Raw genomic sequence first — 17,432 nt, forward strand, 5'->3', positions numbered from 1 at the left:
CGCCAGCTTCATTTACCGCTTATTTTTCTTTTACTTCAAATGAAATCGCAGCTCTTTTTACGGTTCCCTCGCTGTCTTTGACATCTACATACAGTGTTTTCTTTCCGACACTTCCGGTCTTCCACATGCAGGTTGCTGAACTTTCGAAGTCTCGGATCTTATACCAGTTTCCCTTGTCATCACAGAGAATGAATTTATAGGTATACTTGCCGCTTCCTCCGGTTGCTTTGGCACTCAGTTTTACCTGTGTTCCACTCAACGCACTTCCCGCTGGATCTGAAGTAAGCTCTGCACTGATTTCCTTGTCATCGCGCACTGTAAATGACATTTCTGCTCTCTTTACGGTTCCTTCACTGTCCTTCACATCTACATACAGTGTTTTCTTTCCGACACTTCCGGTCTTCCACATGCAGGTTGCTGAACTTTCGAAGTCTCGGATCTTATACCAGTTTCCTTTGTCATCACAGAGAATGAATTTATAGGTATACTTGCCGCTTCCTCCGGTTGCTTTGGCACTCAGTTTTACCTGTGTTCCACTCAACGCACTTCCCGCTGGATCTGAAGTAAGCTCTGCACTGATTTCTTTGTCATCTCGCACTGTAAATGACATCTCTGCTCTCTTTACAGTTCCTTCGCTGTCCTTTACATCTACATACAGTGTTTTCTTTCCGACACTTCCGGTCTTCCACATGCAGGTTGCTGAACTTTCGAAATCACGGATCTTATACCAGTTTCCTTTGTCATCACAGATAACAAATTTATACGTATACTCTCCACTTCCTCCAGTTGCTTTTACGCTCAGTTTTACCTGTGTTCCACTCACTGCACTTCCGGACGGATCTGAAGTAAGCTCTGCACTGATTTCTTTATTCTTTACTGTAAACAGCATTTCTGCTCTCTTCACGGTTCCCTCGCTGTCTTTGACATCTACATACAATGTTTTCTTTCCGACAGTTCCGGTCTTCCACATACAGGTTGCTGAACTTTCGAAGTCTCGGATCTTGTACCAGTTTCCTTTGTCATCACAGATAACAAATTTATACGTATACTCTCCGCTTCCTCCGGTTGCTTTTGCACTCAGTTTTACCTGTGTTCCACTCACTGCACTTCCGGATGGTTCTAAAGTAAGCTCTGCACTGATTTCTTTATTTTTTACTGTGAACAGCATTTCTGCTCTCTTTACAGTTCCGTCACTGTCCTTCACGTCTACATACAGTGTTTTCTTTCCGACAGTTCCGGTCTTCCACATGCAGGTTGCTGAACTTTCGAAGTCACGGATCTTGTACCAGTTTCCTTTGTCATCACAGATAATAAATTTATACGTATACTCTCCGCTTCCTCCTGCTGCCTCTACAGATAATTTTACATACTCCCCGGATACAGCACTCTGAGTTTCTGTCTTCCATACTACGGAAATCAGTTTGTTTATCTTCTCAGTCTTTGTTTCTCCACAAAGTGTGCATGTATAAGTTTTTTCACCCTCTGTAGTTTCTGTTGGTGCTACTGTAACTTTTCCATTATCCCACAGATGCTCACATTCTTCATCATCTTCGTAGACATTCTCAAAATAGTAACTGCTCTCCGCAATTACATTCCATGTATTGGCAGCAGAATCAAATTCTTCTGCACGCAGTCGGATTTCTGTACGTTTTGGAAGTTTACGAACGAGAACAGGAAGTTCACTGTCATCACTCTTTTCCCATACGCTTTCGTCCAGATCCAGAGAAAATCTGATGTGTTCTCCGTCTGCTTCCACTTTCTGCCACTCTTTGCTGCCATAATCATAACGAAGTATCGTCGGATCATAAGAATTCAGATCAAGTGCTTCACCGACAGCCGGATTTTTATCAATGTCTTTTTCAAAACGAATCTGATCACCATACTGTGCTGTTATATAGAAGTATACCTCTGTTTCCTCACACCACAGTGCATTTCCATCCTGATCGGTTTCCGTAGATTCCGCTTTTAAAATCAATCCTGCATCCTGATCTACATCTGCATTTTCCGCAATCTTTACGGTAACTTTGCCATCTTCTCCTGTCTTTATTTCATCAAACAGGTTTTCCTGTCCTTCGACTGGTGTGTATGTTAATTTGTATTCTACTTTTTCGCTGTTACCTTTTGTTCTGCGATATACCACCGGTGTAAATTCCACAGTATCTCCCGGCATCACTTGATTATCTCTCAGATCATAGTCGATCCAGTAGAGAACATCTTCGACAGAAACATAAAACAGGCCTTCCCGCTGATTTCCATAATAGTCTGTATAGGTAACTTTCAGGGTCGTCTCACCCAGTTCCCGGCCTTTCATCTTCCAGCCGCCGTCTTTGGCATCCACTTTGCAGATTTCCGGATCTTCTGCACTTACATCTGTAACTTCTGCATAAACAGTATCGCCATATGGATGATCTTTGTCCCGTACAAAACCTTCCAGTTCCCGGTCAATCCAGAATGTTTCTCCCGGAAGAACTCTCAGCGTTGCTCCGAAACTCATATAGTACTCTTCTTCATTCTCCCGAACATCTTCCAGGGCAATTCCATCTCCCCCAAAGACACACTCTCCATTGATTTCTACCTGTGCATAGATTTCAAATCTGCTGTTTTCTAAATTTTTGCTTCGAAGCCATTTGTACGCTTCTTTCAGTTTGTCACCATCTATAATCAGTTTGTCCGTGTCATTTTCTGCTGCTTCCCAGAAAACATATTCTTCCGGTATTTGCGTTTCAAACATCTCTTCACTATCTGAAATCGCATAAGTATAACCAATTTCCCAGGCAATTTGGGCACGGTCTTTTACACCTGTGTGCTCCAGATTTTCTGTATTCAGGGACAGTTCATATCTTTCTCCTTCATACACAAAGGTTGAGCCATCCTCCCGCAGATTGTCAAACCATACGGAATAATCAATATTGTCAAAACCGTACTCTCTGCGGCAGATTTCCTCTCCATTTTCATCCCGGGCAATCACATTGATCTGTGTACCCTCGCCCGTCTTTCTTCTCAGGACCGGTAACTGCCCCTCTTCCGCTTCATTTGTCCACTGATTTGTATCAAATTCAACATCATACGTTATATCTTCGCGTTCGTATGGATCTGCGTTTTCTTTTACATGTTCTACTTTCAGATCACACGCATTCAGATCCAGGATATCGCCTGCATTAATGTTCTCTATATTTTCCGGATAAAGCACATCATACTCATCGCATACTTCAATCCAGATATTCTGAAATGTCACATCCTCATTCGTTCCATTTTCACCTGCAAGAACTGCTTTTAAGCAAATATCTGTTCCCCAGGTCTCGTCTTTTGATGATATGGTAAGTTCCTGTCCATCAATTCGTGCATCCAGCAGATTTGTATCATATGCCCAGCCATTTTCATCTTCTGCAAACTCCAATGTCCAGTCACTGATTTCTTCCTCTCCCTGCTCTTCATCATTGTATTTCCATTCATGACGGAGAACAAACGAAATCTTCCTCTCGCTGTTTTTCAACATATTGCTTCCGGATGCCGTCCACTGTGGTTCCAGTGTATATTTGTCTCCATTTACATAAAGATGAAAACTGTACTGCTGCTCATTTCCATAAATGTCTTTATACGTAAGTGTGACTACTGCCGTTCCAAATCTGTTTACATGGATATTCCAACCATTTTCATCCTCGTAACTAATTTCGCAGACAGGAGTTTCATCCTCTTCGCCTTCTTCATTCTCCACCTGGATATCCGTCACATCCAGTAAAAGATCTTCGCCATTGAGATGTTCAGAATCTTCCACATAGCAGTTATAATGTGCATCCACCCAGTAATCCCGGTCTAACAGGAGAACTTCATCTCCCGGAAGCTGATAATTCTCTACATGTCCTCTTGCATTCACACCAGCCTGCGCCTGATATACCGGTTCTTCTTCGCCTTCTGCCTTTACTTCCGCACGTACTTCAAACCAATAGCTGTCCCCAATTTTCTCCCGCAGCCACTGCTCTGCATTCTGTAACTTCTCTCCATTGATTTCAAGTGCGTTGCTGTCTTCCGCTTTTTCTGACCAGAAGATCATTTCCTCCGGAAGATCCATTTCTGTAGTAAAATCATCCGGTCTGCTTCCATTCTGATCGTCTGTCCTGTATCCGACTTTCCATTCCACAGATGCATTTTTACCTTCCAGATTCTCTGTATTTAAACGGAGTTCACCATCTTCATTGTCAAAGAAATAAGTAGAATATTCTTCATCTCTCAGATTTTCAAACCAGACAGAATAGTCCAGACCATCAAACCAGTATTCTCTGCGACAGATTTCATTTTCTTCTTCATCCCGGGCAATCACATTGATCTGTGTGCCATCTGCTGTCTTTCTTCTCAGAACCGGCAACTGTCCCTCTTCCGCTTCATTCGTCCACTGATTTGTATCATACTCAAATTCATACGTTACATCTTCACGTTCATATGGATCTTCGTTTTCTTGTATATGTTCTACTCTCAGGTCACACGCATTCAGATCCAGAACCTCACCTGTATTGATATTTTCTATATTTTCCGGATAAAGTACATCATACTCACTGCGTACTGCCAGCCAGATGTCATAAAACGCAACTTCATTTCGTGTTCCATCTTCTGATAAAGTAGTCGCCTTCAGATAGACATCTGTCCCCCATGGCCCGTCTTTTGCCAATGCTGTAAGCTCATGTCCGTCAATTCGCGCATCCAGCAGATTTGTGTCATACGCCCAGCCATTTTCATCTTCTGCAAACTCCAGAGTCCAGTCGCTGACCTCTTCACTTCCCTGCTCTTCCTCACTGTATCTCCATTCATGACGAAGAACAAACGGAAGCTTCATCTCGCTGTTTTTCAGCATATTGCTTCCAGACACCGGCCATTGTGGTTCCAGTGTAAATTTATCTCCACTTACATAAAGATGAAAACTGTACTGCTGCTCATTTTCATAAAGATCTTTGTATGTGAGTGTAACTACTGCCGTCCCAAATCTCTTTGCCCGGATATTCCATCCATTTCCATCTTCATAAGTAATTTCACAGACCGGAGTTTCGCCCTCCTCTCCTTCTGCATTTTCCACTCGAATATCCGTCACATCCAGTGAAAAATTCTCACCATAAAGATATTCAGAATTTTCCACATAACAATTATAGCGTGCGTTTACCCAGTAATCCCAATCTAACAGAAGGACATCATCTCCCGGAAACTGGTAATCCTCTACATGGTCTCTCGCATTCACGCCAGCCTGCGCCTGATATGCCGGTTCTTCTTCACCTTCAATCATTACATATGCCCGCACTTCAAACCAGTATTCATCTCCTTTATTCTCGTTCAGCCAGAGCTGGGCATTCTTCAGTTTTTCTCCGGAAATCTGCAGACTGCTGTTATCCAGTTCATTTTCTGACCAGAAGATCATTTCCTCTGGAAGCCCCATATCTGAAGTAAAACTGTCATATTCTTCTTGTTCATCCAGTCTGTATCCGACTTTCCATTCCACAGATGCATTTTTGCCTTCCAGATTCTCTGTATTTAAATGAAGTTCGCCATCTTCATTGTCAAAGAAATAGGTGGAATATTCATCATTTCTCAGCCCTTCAAACCAGACTGCATACTCTTCCGGATTCGTTTCCTCTTCTCCATCCGAAAACTCTGTCTCGTCCTGCATTTCCTCCGTTTCTTCAAAAACAGCTTCTGCCTCCTGGCTTTCTTCCGCCTCTGTTTCCTCCTCCGTTTCAAACACCGGCATCTCTGCCTCTTCTGTCTGCTCATTCTGCTGTAACACGCTTTCATCAGTTACCACTTCCTGCGCATCCTGTTCATCATCCAGTATCTGAATATCAGAAAAGTCCACTTCATCTGCCAGAACAGTAAATGAATTTCCACTGAATGTAACTGCCGCCGTCAAAAGCCATGCCATCATTTGTTTTCCTTTTGGTTTCATTCGCCTTCCTCCTTTTTATGTCGTAATTGCGATACAACTACCATTTTTTTACATATTTTCAGTATAAAGAATGGCATAAACAAGAGCAACCTATTTTACTTTATTCGTCCGAATTTTGTGAATTTTATCTAATTTTGTTTTGTATTTTCTGTATAATATTTTGGAAAAAAGCAAAAAAATCTCTTCTATATAGATAGATGACTTATTCTATATAGAAGAGATTTCGTACTGTTTATATTATACTTTCACGATAAACGCTGATTACTTCTCAACAAGAAGGCTCTCACCAGTCATGTCTGCCGGCTGTTCCATTCCCATAAGCTGGATCAGAGTCGGAATGATGTCTGCCAGGCATCCGTTCTCTCTCAGAGTGTATTTCGGATCTGCGTTTACAAGGATAAACGGAACCGGATTTGTTGTATGTGCAGTCCATGGCTCACCGGTCTCATAGTCGATAAGCTGTTCTGCGTTTCCGTGGTCAGCACAGATGAACATCTGTCCGTCTACTTCTTTGAGGGCTTCTACTGCTCTTCCAACGCATCCGTCAACAGTTTCGATTGCCTTAACTGCGGCTGCCTGCACACCGGTATGTCCTACCATGTCAGGGTTTGCAAAGTTGATGATGATCACATCATATTTGTCAGATTTGATCGCATCTACCAGTTTGTCACAAACTTCCGGTGCACTCATTTCCGGCTGAAGGTCATAAGTAGCAACCTTCGGGGATTTTACAAGGATTCTGTCCTCACCCTTGTTCGGCTCCTCAACACCACCGTTGAAGAAGAAGGTAACGTGTGCATATTTCTCAGTCTCAGCGATACGAACCTGTGTCATATCATGAGCTGCAAGATATTCGCCGAATGTATTGTGAAGAAGAACTTTGTGGAATGCAACCTGTTTATTCTGAATCGTCTCATCATAATCTGTGAAACATACATAAGTAAGATCCAGTTTTTTAGCTCTTTCGAATCCTTTAAATTCGTCATCACAGAATGCTCTGGTAATCTCACGCGCACGGTCAGGACGGAAGTTGAAGAATACTACAGAATCTTTGTCCTGAATCTTTGCAACCGGCTGTCCGTCTTTCTCAATAACAGTCGGAAGTACGAACTCGTCTGTCTTATCGTTGTCGTAGGAAGCCTGAACTGCTGCAGCTGCATCTGTGCCTTTGACACCTTCACCTTCTGTCAGGGCTTTGTATGCAAGCTCTACACGATCCCAACGGTTATCTCTGTCCATTGCATAGTAACGTCCGGAAACAACTCCGATCTGTCCGACACCAATTTCTTTCATCTTGGCTTCGAGCTGTTCGATGAATTCTTTTCCGGATGCCGGAGGTGTGTCACGTCCGTCAAGGAAGCAGTGTACATAAACTTTGCTCAGCCCTTCTCTCTTAGCCATCTCAAGCAGAGCATAAAGATGTGTATTGTGGCTGTGTACACCACCGTCAGAAAGAAGTCCCATAAAGTGGATTGCGGAATCGTTTTCCTTGGCGTTCTTCATTGCTGCAAGGAGTGCTTCGTTCTTGAAGAAGTCGCCGTCGTTGATTTCTTTTGTGATTCTGGTCAGTTCCTGATATACGATGCGGCCTGCACCCATGTTCATATGACCAACTTCAGAGTTACCCATCTGTCCGTCCGGCAGACCTACTGCAAGTCCGCTTGCATTTCCTTTTACAAATGGATATTCTGCCATTAATTTATCCATAACAGGAGTTTTTGCTTCGTAGATTGCATTTCCCTCATGTTTGTCATTCAGTCCATAACCATCCAGGATCATTAATACGGTTGGTTTCTTGCTCATAATCTTCTCCTTTTATTGTATACTTTTTCTGCATTTTACAGCAGTATTTACTGGTATCATTTCCTATTATATAGTACCAAAAATTTAGAATTTTTCAAGGATTTTATCAGAAAAGCTTAGCGGAAGCACGGATAGTTTATCTTTTGTATCCATCTGGAGCTGTTCGAGCCATCCACCGCAGATTGCCACCAGAAGTTCCTGCATCATACCACGGGATTCCGGAGCAAATTTCTCCACACGTTTCACCATCGCAGCAAGGCTTTTCAGACCGCCGGACTGTACTTCGCTTAAGTTTTCGTAACCGGATGCCTGCAGTGTTGCAAACAGATCCTCAATCAGGACTTTTTTCTGCTCCATATCCATTCCGTCGATCCATTTGTGCAGGATTTCTATAAAACGAAGTGCCGTTTTGTTCAGGCTGTCTCTGCTGACCAGTGTCGGACCTTCCACTTCCCAGGAAAAGCCATCATGCTGAAGCAGGCCTTTGCTGGAACTTGCCACAATGATTGGTTCTTTTTCATGTTCCAGAAGCGTCCCGATGATTGAATATTCCGGAATGATACGAATGATCTTTGGCATCATTTTCTCTGTCTCCGGTAATTCCTGAAATTCTTTGGAAAAGCCGGGGCCATCATTGGAATAGATTTCAAGGATTCTGTCATGTGCCTCTTTGCACATTACCGCTCCGTAAATTGCAAGATTTCCACCTTTGGAATGGCCTCCGACCCGCAGCATTCCCTGTGCGTTTTCTGCTACTCTGTGCAAATATTCCACAGCTCTCTTCTGTGCCGGAACAACACCTGTGCTTAAATTAAAATCTTCTTTCCATCCGATGATCGTATCATCTGTTCCGCGGAAAGATACATAAGAAGTTCCGTCTTCCAGAACAACCTCCAGGGCAGCAAACTGTTGTTCCTGTTCTGTAATGATCTCATTTATATAATTTCGGACCACACAGTTCCCGAATCTGTTTGTTTCTGCCATTTTTATCATCATAAACGGAGCCAGGCGGATAAATGACTTATCCGCCTCCAGTTCTTCCAGTGTATGAAGTTTTTGAAATTCCTTTACAAGTTTTTTTAATTCCATTCCTCTGCTGTCTGCGACACCTGAAATCCCATCCAGATTTACATAAGATAAACAGGCAAGTATCAGATTGTCTACTTCATTAAACGCAGACTGTTCAAACGAAAGATCTCCGCGCCAGCTGAGGTAATCCATGATATTCCCCATAAATAATTCCTTTCACAAAATACCCTCTGCATTTTTATTGTTGCTGTAAATATTTACATTTTATTCCCCATATACACGAAGCATGCTGCTGATCTTGCGCACGGAACTTCTTCCGCTCAGTTCTTCCATCGCTGTACGGAAATCTCCCTCACGAACTTTGGCAGTGATCACAACAACCTCTGCACTGCCTTCTGCACGGGCAGCTTTCTGGATGATCTGTGCCACACTGACTCCATATTTTGCAAAAACAGCAGTCATTTCAGCCAGAACACCACAACGGTCTTCTACGATCAGTCTCATGAAATAGCGATTGTAGGTATCAGCCATTTTTTTGATTGGGAGTTCTTTGTAGCAGGTGCAGCCAATACGTCCACAGCAATCTGCTTTGATATTTCTTGCAATCTCAAACAGATCTCCGACTACCGCGCTTGCTGTCGGAAGTTCACCAGCTCCACGGCCGTAGAACATTGCATTCTCTACCGCATCACCATTTACAAAAACAGCATTATAGGAATCATTTACAGTTGCAAGTGGGTGATTGCTTGGAATCAGCATCGGGCATACATATGCTTCGATTCCTTCTTCTGTATTCTTTGCAACTCCGAGAAGTTTTATGTCACAACCCATTTCTTTTGCATACTTAATGTCTTTTGCTGTGATCTTGGTGATTCCCTCGATATAAACATCGTCAAATACCACTCTGGAATTAAATGCCACGGATGCAAGAATGGCTACCTTACGTCCGGCATCCAGACCTTCGATATCTGCCGTCGGATCTGCTTCTGCATAACCAAGCTCTGTTGCAAGCGCCAGTGCATCTTTGAATTCCATGCCTTCCTGCGTCATCTTGGTAAGGATAAAGTTTGTTGTACCATTGACAATCCCCATGACTTCTGCCATATGATTGCCTGCAAGACATTCTTTCAGCGGGCGGATGATCGGAATTCCACCAGCTACTGCTGCCTCAAACAGGAAATCCACATGGTGTGCTTCTGCTGCGTCAAGAAGTTCCTTGCCATGTACTGCGATCAGGTCTTTGTTGGCAGTTACCACATGTTTACCGGCATTCAGAGCCGCCAGTATGTAGCTTCTCGCCGGCTCAATACCCCCAATCAGCTCAATCACAATATCAATGTCCGGATCATTTACGATCTCATCCCAGTTGTTTGTAAGTATTGCCGGGTTTTCTACCTTTGCCGCAGCTTTCTCCAGATTGCGGACCAGAATCTTTTTAATCTCGATCTGGCTTCCAAGCTTCGGAATCATCTCCTCTTTCTGGTTCTGCAGAACCTTATATACACCTGTTCCTACTGTACCAAATCCCAGAAGGGCAGCACGAATGACTTTTTTCTCCATTTTGAAATGGCTCCTTTCTCCTCGTCCCTCATCTCTCAGGGAGTATCTTGGTTCTAATACTATGGTATAAAATGGATTTTGTCAAGCACGGACATTTGTACGTCTATCAAATTCAAGAATGCTGTCAGCATTCTTGCTGCGAGATGCGCGTCATGCCACGCATGACATATTCTCCTGCACATCTCTGCAATCCTGCCGGAGGCTATATCAGATGGGCGTTGTCTCCCATCTGATATACAAAAAGCCAGATGCTTCTCACTCTGATTGATTTTGAAGCATCTGGCTTTCTAAATTGCTGTTAATAATTATTTGTAGTTAACGATCTTTCCGAAATCTGGTTTCAGGGAAGCTCCACCAACAAGACCACCATCGATATCGCCCATTGCGAACAGTTCTGCTGCATTTCCTGCATTTACAGATCCGCCGTACTGGATACGGATAGCTTCTGCTGTGTCTGTATCATAGATTTCTGCTACACAGTCACGGATACCTTTGCAGATTTCCTGAGCCTGTTCGCTTGTAGCTGTTTTACCTGTTCCGATAGCCCAGATTGGCTCGTAAGCGATAACCATAGTCTTAGCCTGCTCAGCTGTTACGTTCTGAAGACCAACTTTAACCTGCTGACGGATCCAATCCATTGTGATGCCCTGTTCTCTCTGCTCAAGAGATTCTCCACAGCACATAATTGGTGTGATTCCGTGTTCGAAAGCTTTGAGAACTTTCTTGTTAACGTCTTCGTTTGTTTCTCCGAAGTAATCTCTTCTCTCAGAATGTCCAAGGATGACATATTTAACACCAGCGTCTACCAGCATAGCCGGAGCGATCTCGCCTGTGTATGCACCTTTTTCTTCGAAATACATGTTCTCTGCTGCTACATCGATGTTTGTTCCTTTGCATGCTTCTACAACAGGAACGATGTCGATAGCCGGAACACCAAATACTACGTCAACTTCGTCGTTCTGTACGAGTGGTTTCAGAGTTTCTACTAATTTAACTGCTTCGCTTGGAGTCATGTTCATTTTCCAGTTTCCAGCGATGATTTTCTTTCTTGCCATTTTTAATATCTCCTTAATTTGTATATGTTTATCCACAAAAACTGCGGATATGATTTCAAACACAAGGCAGATGCAGCGAAGTCGTACCAAAATGGTACGTCGAGCTGCATCTAACGCCGTGTTTGGATTATATACGCTGTTTTTACTTGTCGTTTGCTGCTGCTACACCTGGCAGTTCTTTTCCTTCGAGGAATTCCAGAGATGCTCCACCACCTGTAGAGATGTGAGTCATCTTGTCGCCATAACCAAGGATGTTAACTGCTGCTGCAGAGTCTCCACCACCGATGATAGTTGTAGCATCTGTCTCAGCAAGAGCTTTTGCAACTTCTTCTGTACCATGAGCGAAGTTCGGCATTTCGAAGCAGCCCATCGGTCCATTCCAAACAACTGTCTTGGCATCTTTTACAGCATCAGAGAAAATTTTCTCTGTTTCTGGTCCGATGTCCATTCCTTCCCAGCCATCCGGGATGCATCCACGTTTTACAACCTGGATATTGCAGTCATTGGAGAAGTCATCTCCGATTCTGTTATCAACAGGAAGAAGAAGTTTAACACCTTTTTCTTCTGCTTTCTTAAGCATGTCTAATGCATACTGAAGGTAATCATCTTCGCAAAGAGAATTTCCGATATGTCCACCAAGTGCTTTGGAGAATGTGTAAGACATACCACCACCGATGATCAGAGTATCAACTTTGTCAAGAAGGTTATTGATAACAGAGATCTTGCTGGAAACTTTTGCTCCACCAAGGATAGCTACGAATGGTCTTTCCGGATTTTCTACTGCATTTCCGAGGAATGCAATTTCTTTTTCCATCAGGTATCCAACTACTGCTGTATCTACATATTTGGTAACACCAACGTTGGAGCAGTGAGCTCTGTGAGCGGTACCAAATGCATCGTTTACGAATACATCGCAAAGGGAAGCCAGATCTTTGCTGAACTCATCGCCGTTCTTTGTTTCTTCTGCACGGTAACGTGTGTTTTCAAGAAGGATAACTTCTCCGTCTTTCATTGCATCTACAGCTGCTTTAACTGTATCGTCAACAACAACCGGGCTCGGAACGAATTTAACTTCCTGTCCGAGAAGTTCTGTAAGACGTTTTGCAACAGGTGCAAGAGATAATTCCGGTTTTGGCTCTCCCTTCGGTTTGCCAAGGTGTGAACAAAGAATGATTTTTCCGCCATCTGCGATCAGCTTCTTGATTGTAGGAAGAGCTGCTACCAGACGGTTCTCATCTGTAATTTTGCCGTCCTGCAGAGGTACATTAAAGTCACATCTTACCAGAACTTTCTGGCCTTTTACATTGATATCATCAACGGATTTTTTGTTTAATCCCATGCTAATATTCCTCCAAATTCAAAATAATCAAAACGGATAAGTCCATTTCAAAATTGGGAACAAAGCGGACAAGACCGCTTCAAACTCCCTCAATCCCTCAACCTTTGAGGGGCTTGCTTTATTGGAACATTACGGAGTAATTTCCTATAAAGTAAAAACAGGGCCCGGTCCAAATCAGACCGGACCCTGACTGAGTCTATTTATGTCACTGCACAAATGCAATAACAAACTCCACACTCTAACTTATAAACTTAATTAAGCGTTCAGAAGTTTTCCAAAGTGTTTGATTGTACGAACCATCTGGCTTGTGTAGGAGTTTTCGTTGTCATACCAGGAAACAACCTGTACTTCTGTTGTGCCGTTCTCAAGTGGCAGAACCATTGTCTGAGTAGCATCGAACAGAGAACCAAATCTCATACCAACGATATCGCTGGATACGATTTCGTCTTCGTTGTATCCGAAGGATTCGTTAGAAGCTGCTTTCATAGCTGCGTTGATCTGCTCTTTTGTTACGTTTCCTTCAACAACTGCTGTAAGGATTGTTGTAGAACCTGTTGGGGTTGGTACACGCTGAGCGGATCCGATCAGTTTGCCGTTCAGTTCTGGGATAACCAGACCGATTGCTTTTGCAGCACCTGTGCTGTTCGGAACGATGTTAACTGCAGCTGCACGGGATCTTCTCAGATCGCCTTTTCTCTGCGGTCCATCAAGTGTCATCTGATCACCTGTGTAAGCATGGATTGTGCACATGATACCAGATTTGATCGGTGCAAGATCGTTAAGAGCCTTAGCCATTGGTGCAAGGCAGTTTGTTGTGCAGGATGCAGCGGAGATGATCTTATCTTCGTTTGTAAGACCTTCGTGGTTTACATTGTAAACGATTGTCTTAAGGTCGTTTCCAGCCGGAGCGGAAATAACAACGTGTTTAGCACCTGCATCGATATGAGCCTGAGCTTTGTCTTTGGATGTATAGAAACCTGTGCACTCGAGAACTACGTCTACACCGATTTCTCCCCAAGGAAGTTCTGCAGCGTTAGCTTTTGCATAGATTTTGATTTCTTTTCCGTCAACTGTGATGGAATCTTCTCCTGCTTCTACTTTGTCAGCCAGAGCGTATCTTCCCTGAGTTGAGTCATATTTTAATAAGTGAGCCAGCATTTTCGGGGATGTAAGGTCGTTGATAGCAACGATTTCAAATCCTTCTGCTCCAAACATCTGACGGAATGCCAGACGACCGATACGGCCAAATCCATTAATTGCAACTTTTACTGCCATGATAAATTCCTCCTATGAAATAAATGGTTGATTATGGCGTTTGTTAAAGAAACGTCAACCTATTGCATATTGTATCGAATCTCGTACAAAAATTCAAGGGGATTTTATAAAAAACATTATAAAAATGTATTTAAATGGAAATGAAACCATAGCGGGAACAAATTTTGCATGCTATAATGTTACCATTCCATACAAAGGAGGATACAAAAATGTCGAATCAGATCTTATGGGACTGCCATATGCATTCTTCTTTTTCTGCTGACTCAGACACATCTATGGAAGATATGATCCGTGACGCGATCCGCCGCGGTCTTACCGGCATCTGTTTTACAGAGCATCTGGACCCTGATTACCCACCAACCCCGGACAACGAAACATTTGAACTGGATCTTGACGGATACAGAGAGACTCTTTTTGATCTCAGGGATAAATATCAGAAAGAACTGCAGATTCATTTTGGCATCGAGCTTGGACTTCAGCCACACCTGCATGATTATTTTCATGACCTTCTGGAATCGGTTTCCTTTGATTTCGTGATCGGATCTTCTCATGTCGTCCACGGATATGATCCTTATTATAGAGAATATTTTAAAGGACGTGAAGAATCTGCCTGCTATCGTGAGTATTTTGAATCCATTCTTGAAAATCTGAACGCATTTTCAGAAATGGATGTATATGGACATATTGATTATATCGTCCGCTATGGGCCGAATCAGAATAAATACTACACTTACGAGCGTTATCAGGATATTCTGGATGAAATCCTGCGCACAGTCATTGCCAAAGGTCGTGGAATCGAGTTGAATACCGGTGGTTTCCATTATGGTCTCGGCGAACCGAATCCGTGCCGCGCGGTCATCCGACGATACCGGGAACTTGGCGGCGAGCTCATCACGATCGGTGCTGACGCACACAATCCGGAAAAAATCGCCTATGATTTTGATAAGGCTGCCACAATACTTGCAGACTGCGGTTTTAAGTACTATACTGTATTCCAAAACCGTAAACCGGAATTTGTCAGATTATAATTTTCAGATAAAGATACAAAAGGAGGAGATCCATCATGGCAAAAAAACGTCTTCAGAAAAAGCGTGAAGCTGCCAAAGCTTCTGCTTCCCAGGCTGCTACTGCGAAAACAGAAGCCCCGAAAGTGACCACAAAGAAAGCTGAACCTGTTAAGGTTGAAACAAAAAAGGAAGAACCTGCTAAGGTTGAGACCAATAAAGAAGAACCTGTCAAAGTTGAAACAACCAAGACGGAACCTGTCAAAGTGGAGACCAGGAAAACAGAGCCGATCAAAGTTGAAACAACTAAGACGGAACCTGTTAAAGTCGAAACGAAGAAAGCTGAGCCTGTCAAAGTTGAAACAACTAAGACGGAACCTGTTAAAGTCGAAACAAAAAAAGAAGAAACCGTTAAGGTTGAGACTAAAAAAGTAGAAACTGCTAAAGTCGAAACTGTCAAAACGGAACCAGTAAAACTTGAAAACAGACGTGACGATGACCAGATTTACTGCGAACGTCTTGCACATCACCTGGATGAGCTGAAATGGCTCTATTGCGAACTGTATCAGGACAATCCATATGTCACCATGCATCTGAACGATCTTCTCAAGGTTCTCAAAAAATTCTATGACCTGAGAAATGATGCACTGAAAGAATCTGATCTGAAAAGAGAAAAAGATCCGACATGGTACAAACGCAACGATCTCACCGGTATGATGATGTATGTCAATGCTTTTGCGGGTACTCTTTCCAATCTGGAATCCAAACTGGATTATGTACAGGAATGCAATGTCAACTATCTGCATCTGATGCCGCTTCTTGACTCCCCAAAAGGACGTAGCGACGGTGGTTATGCAGTTGCTGATTTCCGTAAAGTTCAGGAAGAACTCGGAACCATGGATGATTTTGCCGCTTTGACTGACGCCTGCCACAAACGAGGCATCAATGTCTGCCTGGATTTCGTCATGAACCATACATCCGAAGACCACGAATGGGCAAAACGTGCCCGTGCGGGAGAAAAAGAATATCAGGACCGTTACTTCTTCTTTGACAACTATGATATTCCTTCTTTGTATGAGCAGACCTGCCCGGAAGTTTTCCCAACCACTGCACCTGGCAACTTCACCTGGCTGGAAGATCTTCATAAACACGTTATGACTACCTTCTATCCATATCAATGGGATCTGAACTACCGCAACCCGATCGTTCTGAATGAAATGATCTTTAACATGCTGTACCTGGCAAACCAGGGTGTAGATATCGTTCGTCTGGACGCTGTACCATATATCTGGAAACAGCTTGGCACCAACTGCCGTAATCTGCCTCAGGTTCACACAATCGTCCGTATCATGCGAATGATCTGTGAGATCGTATGCCCTGGTGTACTTCTTCTCGGAGAAGTTGTCATGGCTCCTGAAAAAGTTGTTCCATACTTCGGAACTGTTGAAAAGCCGGAATGCCACCTGCTGTACAATGTAACAACCATGGCAAGTACCTGGCACACAGTTGCAACAAAAGATGTCTCTCTGCTGCGTCGTCAGCTGGATATCATTTCTGCACTTCCTCGCGATTACGTGTTCCAGAACTATCTCCGCTGCCACGATGATATCGGCTGGGGACTGGATTATGAATATCTTGAAAACTTCGGCATTCAGGAAGTACCGCATAAGAAATATCTGAATGATTTCCTTACAGGAAAATATCCGGATTCTTTTGCACGAGGAGAGCTTTATAATGATGATCCGCGTCTCGGAGATGCAAGACTCTGCGGAACCACTGCTTCTCTTTGCGGTATTGAACGTTTTGGATTCGAAGGAAATCAGGAAGGCGTGGACAGAGCTGTCCGTTATGACATTACGCTGCATGCATTTATGCTTTCTCAGTCCGGTATCCCGGTAATCTACAGCGGTGATGAAATCGGTCAGGTAAATGATTATACTTATAAGGATGACCCGGAAAAAGCTGACGACTCCCGTTACCTCCACAGAGGAAACTTTGACTGGAATCTGGCAGAAAACCGCCATGATCCGGCTACTGTACAGGGCAAACTCTTCCCTGCACTCGATAAACTGGAGCACATCCGTGCCAGCCACAGTGTATTCAACAGTAATGTTCCGATTCATACGATCGATACCTGGGATAATTCTGTTCTTGCTTTTGTGCGCGAAAATGACAAAGAGAAGTTTATCGGAATCTACAACTTCAGCGAAAATGATAAAGTTGCATGGGTTGATGAAGAAGACGGTATGTACACAGACCTCATCTCCGGTCGTGAGATGGAAGCCAAAGGAGTGCAGATTCCTGCATTCGGATGCTACTGGCTGTGCAGAAATAAGAAATAAATTTAAAGAATGCCAAAAAACAGCTCTGCGAATCGTAATTGATTCACAGAGCTGTTTTTATATTTTTCTAAATATCTCAGTCATAATCGGCCGGAGCCT

General features: G+C 43.3%; 9 protein-coding genes. 2 read left to right on the plus strand and 7 right to left on the minus strand.

Annotated elements, in window-relative coordinates; translation table 11 throughout:
- Positions 1-19: 19 nt before the first annotated feature.
- From KQI91_RS06255 to gap, 7 genes are all read right to left on the minus strand, one after another.
- The gene (locus KQI91_RS06255; protein WP_216391999.1) at positions 20-5,926 is read right to left on the minus strand and encodes a hypothetical protein; all 5,907 of its coding nucleotides are present in this window, start codon (positions 5,924-5,926) and stop codon (positions 20-22) included.
- A gap of 261 nt (positions 5,927-6,187) precedes the next feature.
- Positions 6,188-7,729, minus strand: a complete 1,542-nt coding sequence (gene gpmI, locus KQI91_RS06260) for a 2,3-bisphosphoglycerate-independent phosphoglycerate mutase (RefSeq protein ID WP_216392000.1) — start codon at positions 7,727-7,729, stop codon at positions 6,188-6,190.
- An 84-nt stretch (positions 7,730-7,813) separates the two neighbouring features.
- Positions 7,814-8,962, minus strand: coding sequence for a DUF2974 domain-containing protein (locus tag KQI91_RS06265; protein ID WP_216392001.1), 1,149 nt, complete (start codon positions 8,960-8,962; stop codon positions 7,814-7,816).
- 60 nt (positions 8,963-9,022) lie between these two features.
- Positions 9,023-10,318 carry a homoserine dehydrogenase gene (locus KQI91_RS06270; protein ID WP_216392002.1) on the minus strand — a complete coding sequence of 432 codons (1,296 nt, stop codon included), beginning with the start codon at positions 10,316-10,318 and terminating at the stop codon, positions 9,023-9,025.
- Positions 10,319-10,623: 305 nt separating this feature from the next.
- Positions 10,624-11,373, minus strand: coding sequence for a triose-phosphate isomerase (gene tpiA / locus KQI91_RS06275; RefSeq protein WP_216392003.1), 750 nt, complete (start codon positions 11,371-11,373; stop codon positions 10,624-10,626).
- 142 nt (positions 11,374-11,515) lie between these two features.
- Positions 11,516-12,712, minus strand: a complete 1,197-nt coding sequence (locus tag KQI91_RS06280; protein WP_216392004.1) for a phosphoglycerate kinase — start codon at positions 12,710-12,712, stop codon at positions 11,516-11,518.
- Positions 12,713-12,967: 255 nt separating this feature from the next.
- Positions 12,968-13,987, minus strand: coding sequence for a type I glyceraldehyde-3-phosphate dehydrogenase (gene gap / locus KQI91_RS06285; protein ID WP_015541145.1), 1,020 nt, complete (start codon positions 13,985-13,987; stop codon positions 12,968-12,970).
- A gap of 209 nt (positions 13,988-14,196) precedes the next feature.
- Between gap and KQI91_RS06290 the strand changes: the two genes are divergently transcribed.
- Both KQI91_RS06290 and KQI91_RS06295 read left to right on the plus strand, forming a co-directional pair.
- Positions 14,197-15,015 (plus strand): histidinol-phosphatase HisJ family protein, encoded by an 819-nt coding sequence (locus KQI91_RS06290; protein WP_216392005.1) that lies wholly within the window; start codon positions 14,197-14,199, stop codon positions 15,013-15,015.
- 35 nt (positions 15,016-15,050) lie between these two features.
- Positions 15,051-17,333, plus strand: coding sequence for an alpha-amylase family glycosyl hydrolase (locus KQI91_RS06295; RefSeq protein ID WP_216392006.1), 2,283 nt, complete (start codon positions 15,051-15,053; stop codon positions 17,331-17,333).
- Positions 17,334-17,432 lie beyond the last annotated feature (99 nt).

It is taken from the genome of Blautia sp. MSJ-19, from assembly GCF_018918125.1.
GTDB lineage: Bacteria > Bacillota > Clostridia > Lachnospirales > Lachnospiraceae > Blautia_A.

Excerpts from the sequence above, each read along its gene's own strand:
- KQI91_RS06270 (WP_216392002.1), bottom strand. The coding sequence starts at position 10,318 with ATGGAGAAAAAAGTCATTCGTGCTGCCCTTCTGGGATTTGGTACAGTA.
- tpiA (WP_216392003.1), bottom strand. The coding sequence starts at position 11,373 with ATGGCAAGAAAGAAAATCATCGCTGGAAACTGGAAAATGAACATGACT.
- gap (WP_015541145.1), bottom strand. The coding sequence starts at position 13,987 with ATGGCAGTAAAAGTTGCAATTAATGGATTTGGCCGTATCGGTCGTCTG.
- KQI91_RS06255 (WP_216391999.1), bottom strand. The coding sequence starts at position 5,926 with ATGAAACCAAAAGGAAAACAAATGATGGCATGGCTTTTGACGGCGGCA.
- gpmI (WP_216392000.1), bottom strand. The coding sequence starts at position 7,729 with ATGAGCAAGAAACCAACCGTATTAATGATCCTGGATGGTTATGGACTG.
- KQI91_RS06290 (WP_216392005.1), top strand. The coding sequence starts at position 14,197 with ATGTCGAATCAGATCTTATGGGACTGCCATATGCATTCTTCTTTTTCT.
- KQI91_RS06280 (WP_216392004.1), bottom strand. The coding sequence starts at position 12,712 with ATGGGATTAAACAAAAAATCCGTTGATGATATCAATGTAAAAGGCCAG.
- KQI91_RS06265 (WP_216392001.1), bottom strand. The coding sequence starts at position 8,962 with ATGGGGAATATCATGGATTACCTCAGCTGGCGCGGAGATCTTTCGTTT.
- KQI91_RS06295 (WP_216392006.1), top strand. The coding sequence starts at position 15,051 with ATGGCAAAAAAACGTCTTCAGAAAAAGCGTGAAGCTGCCAAAGCTTCT.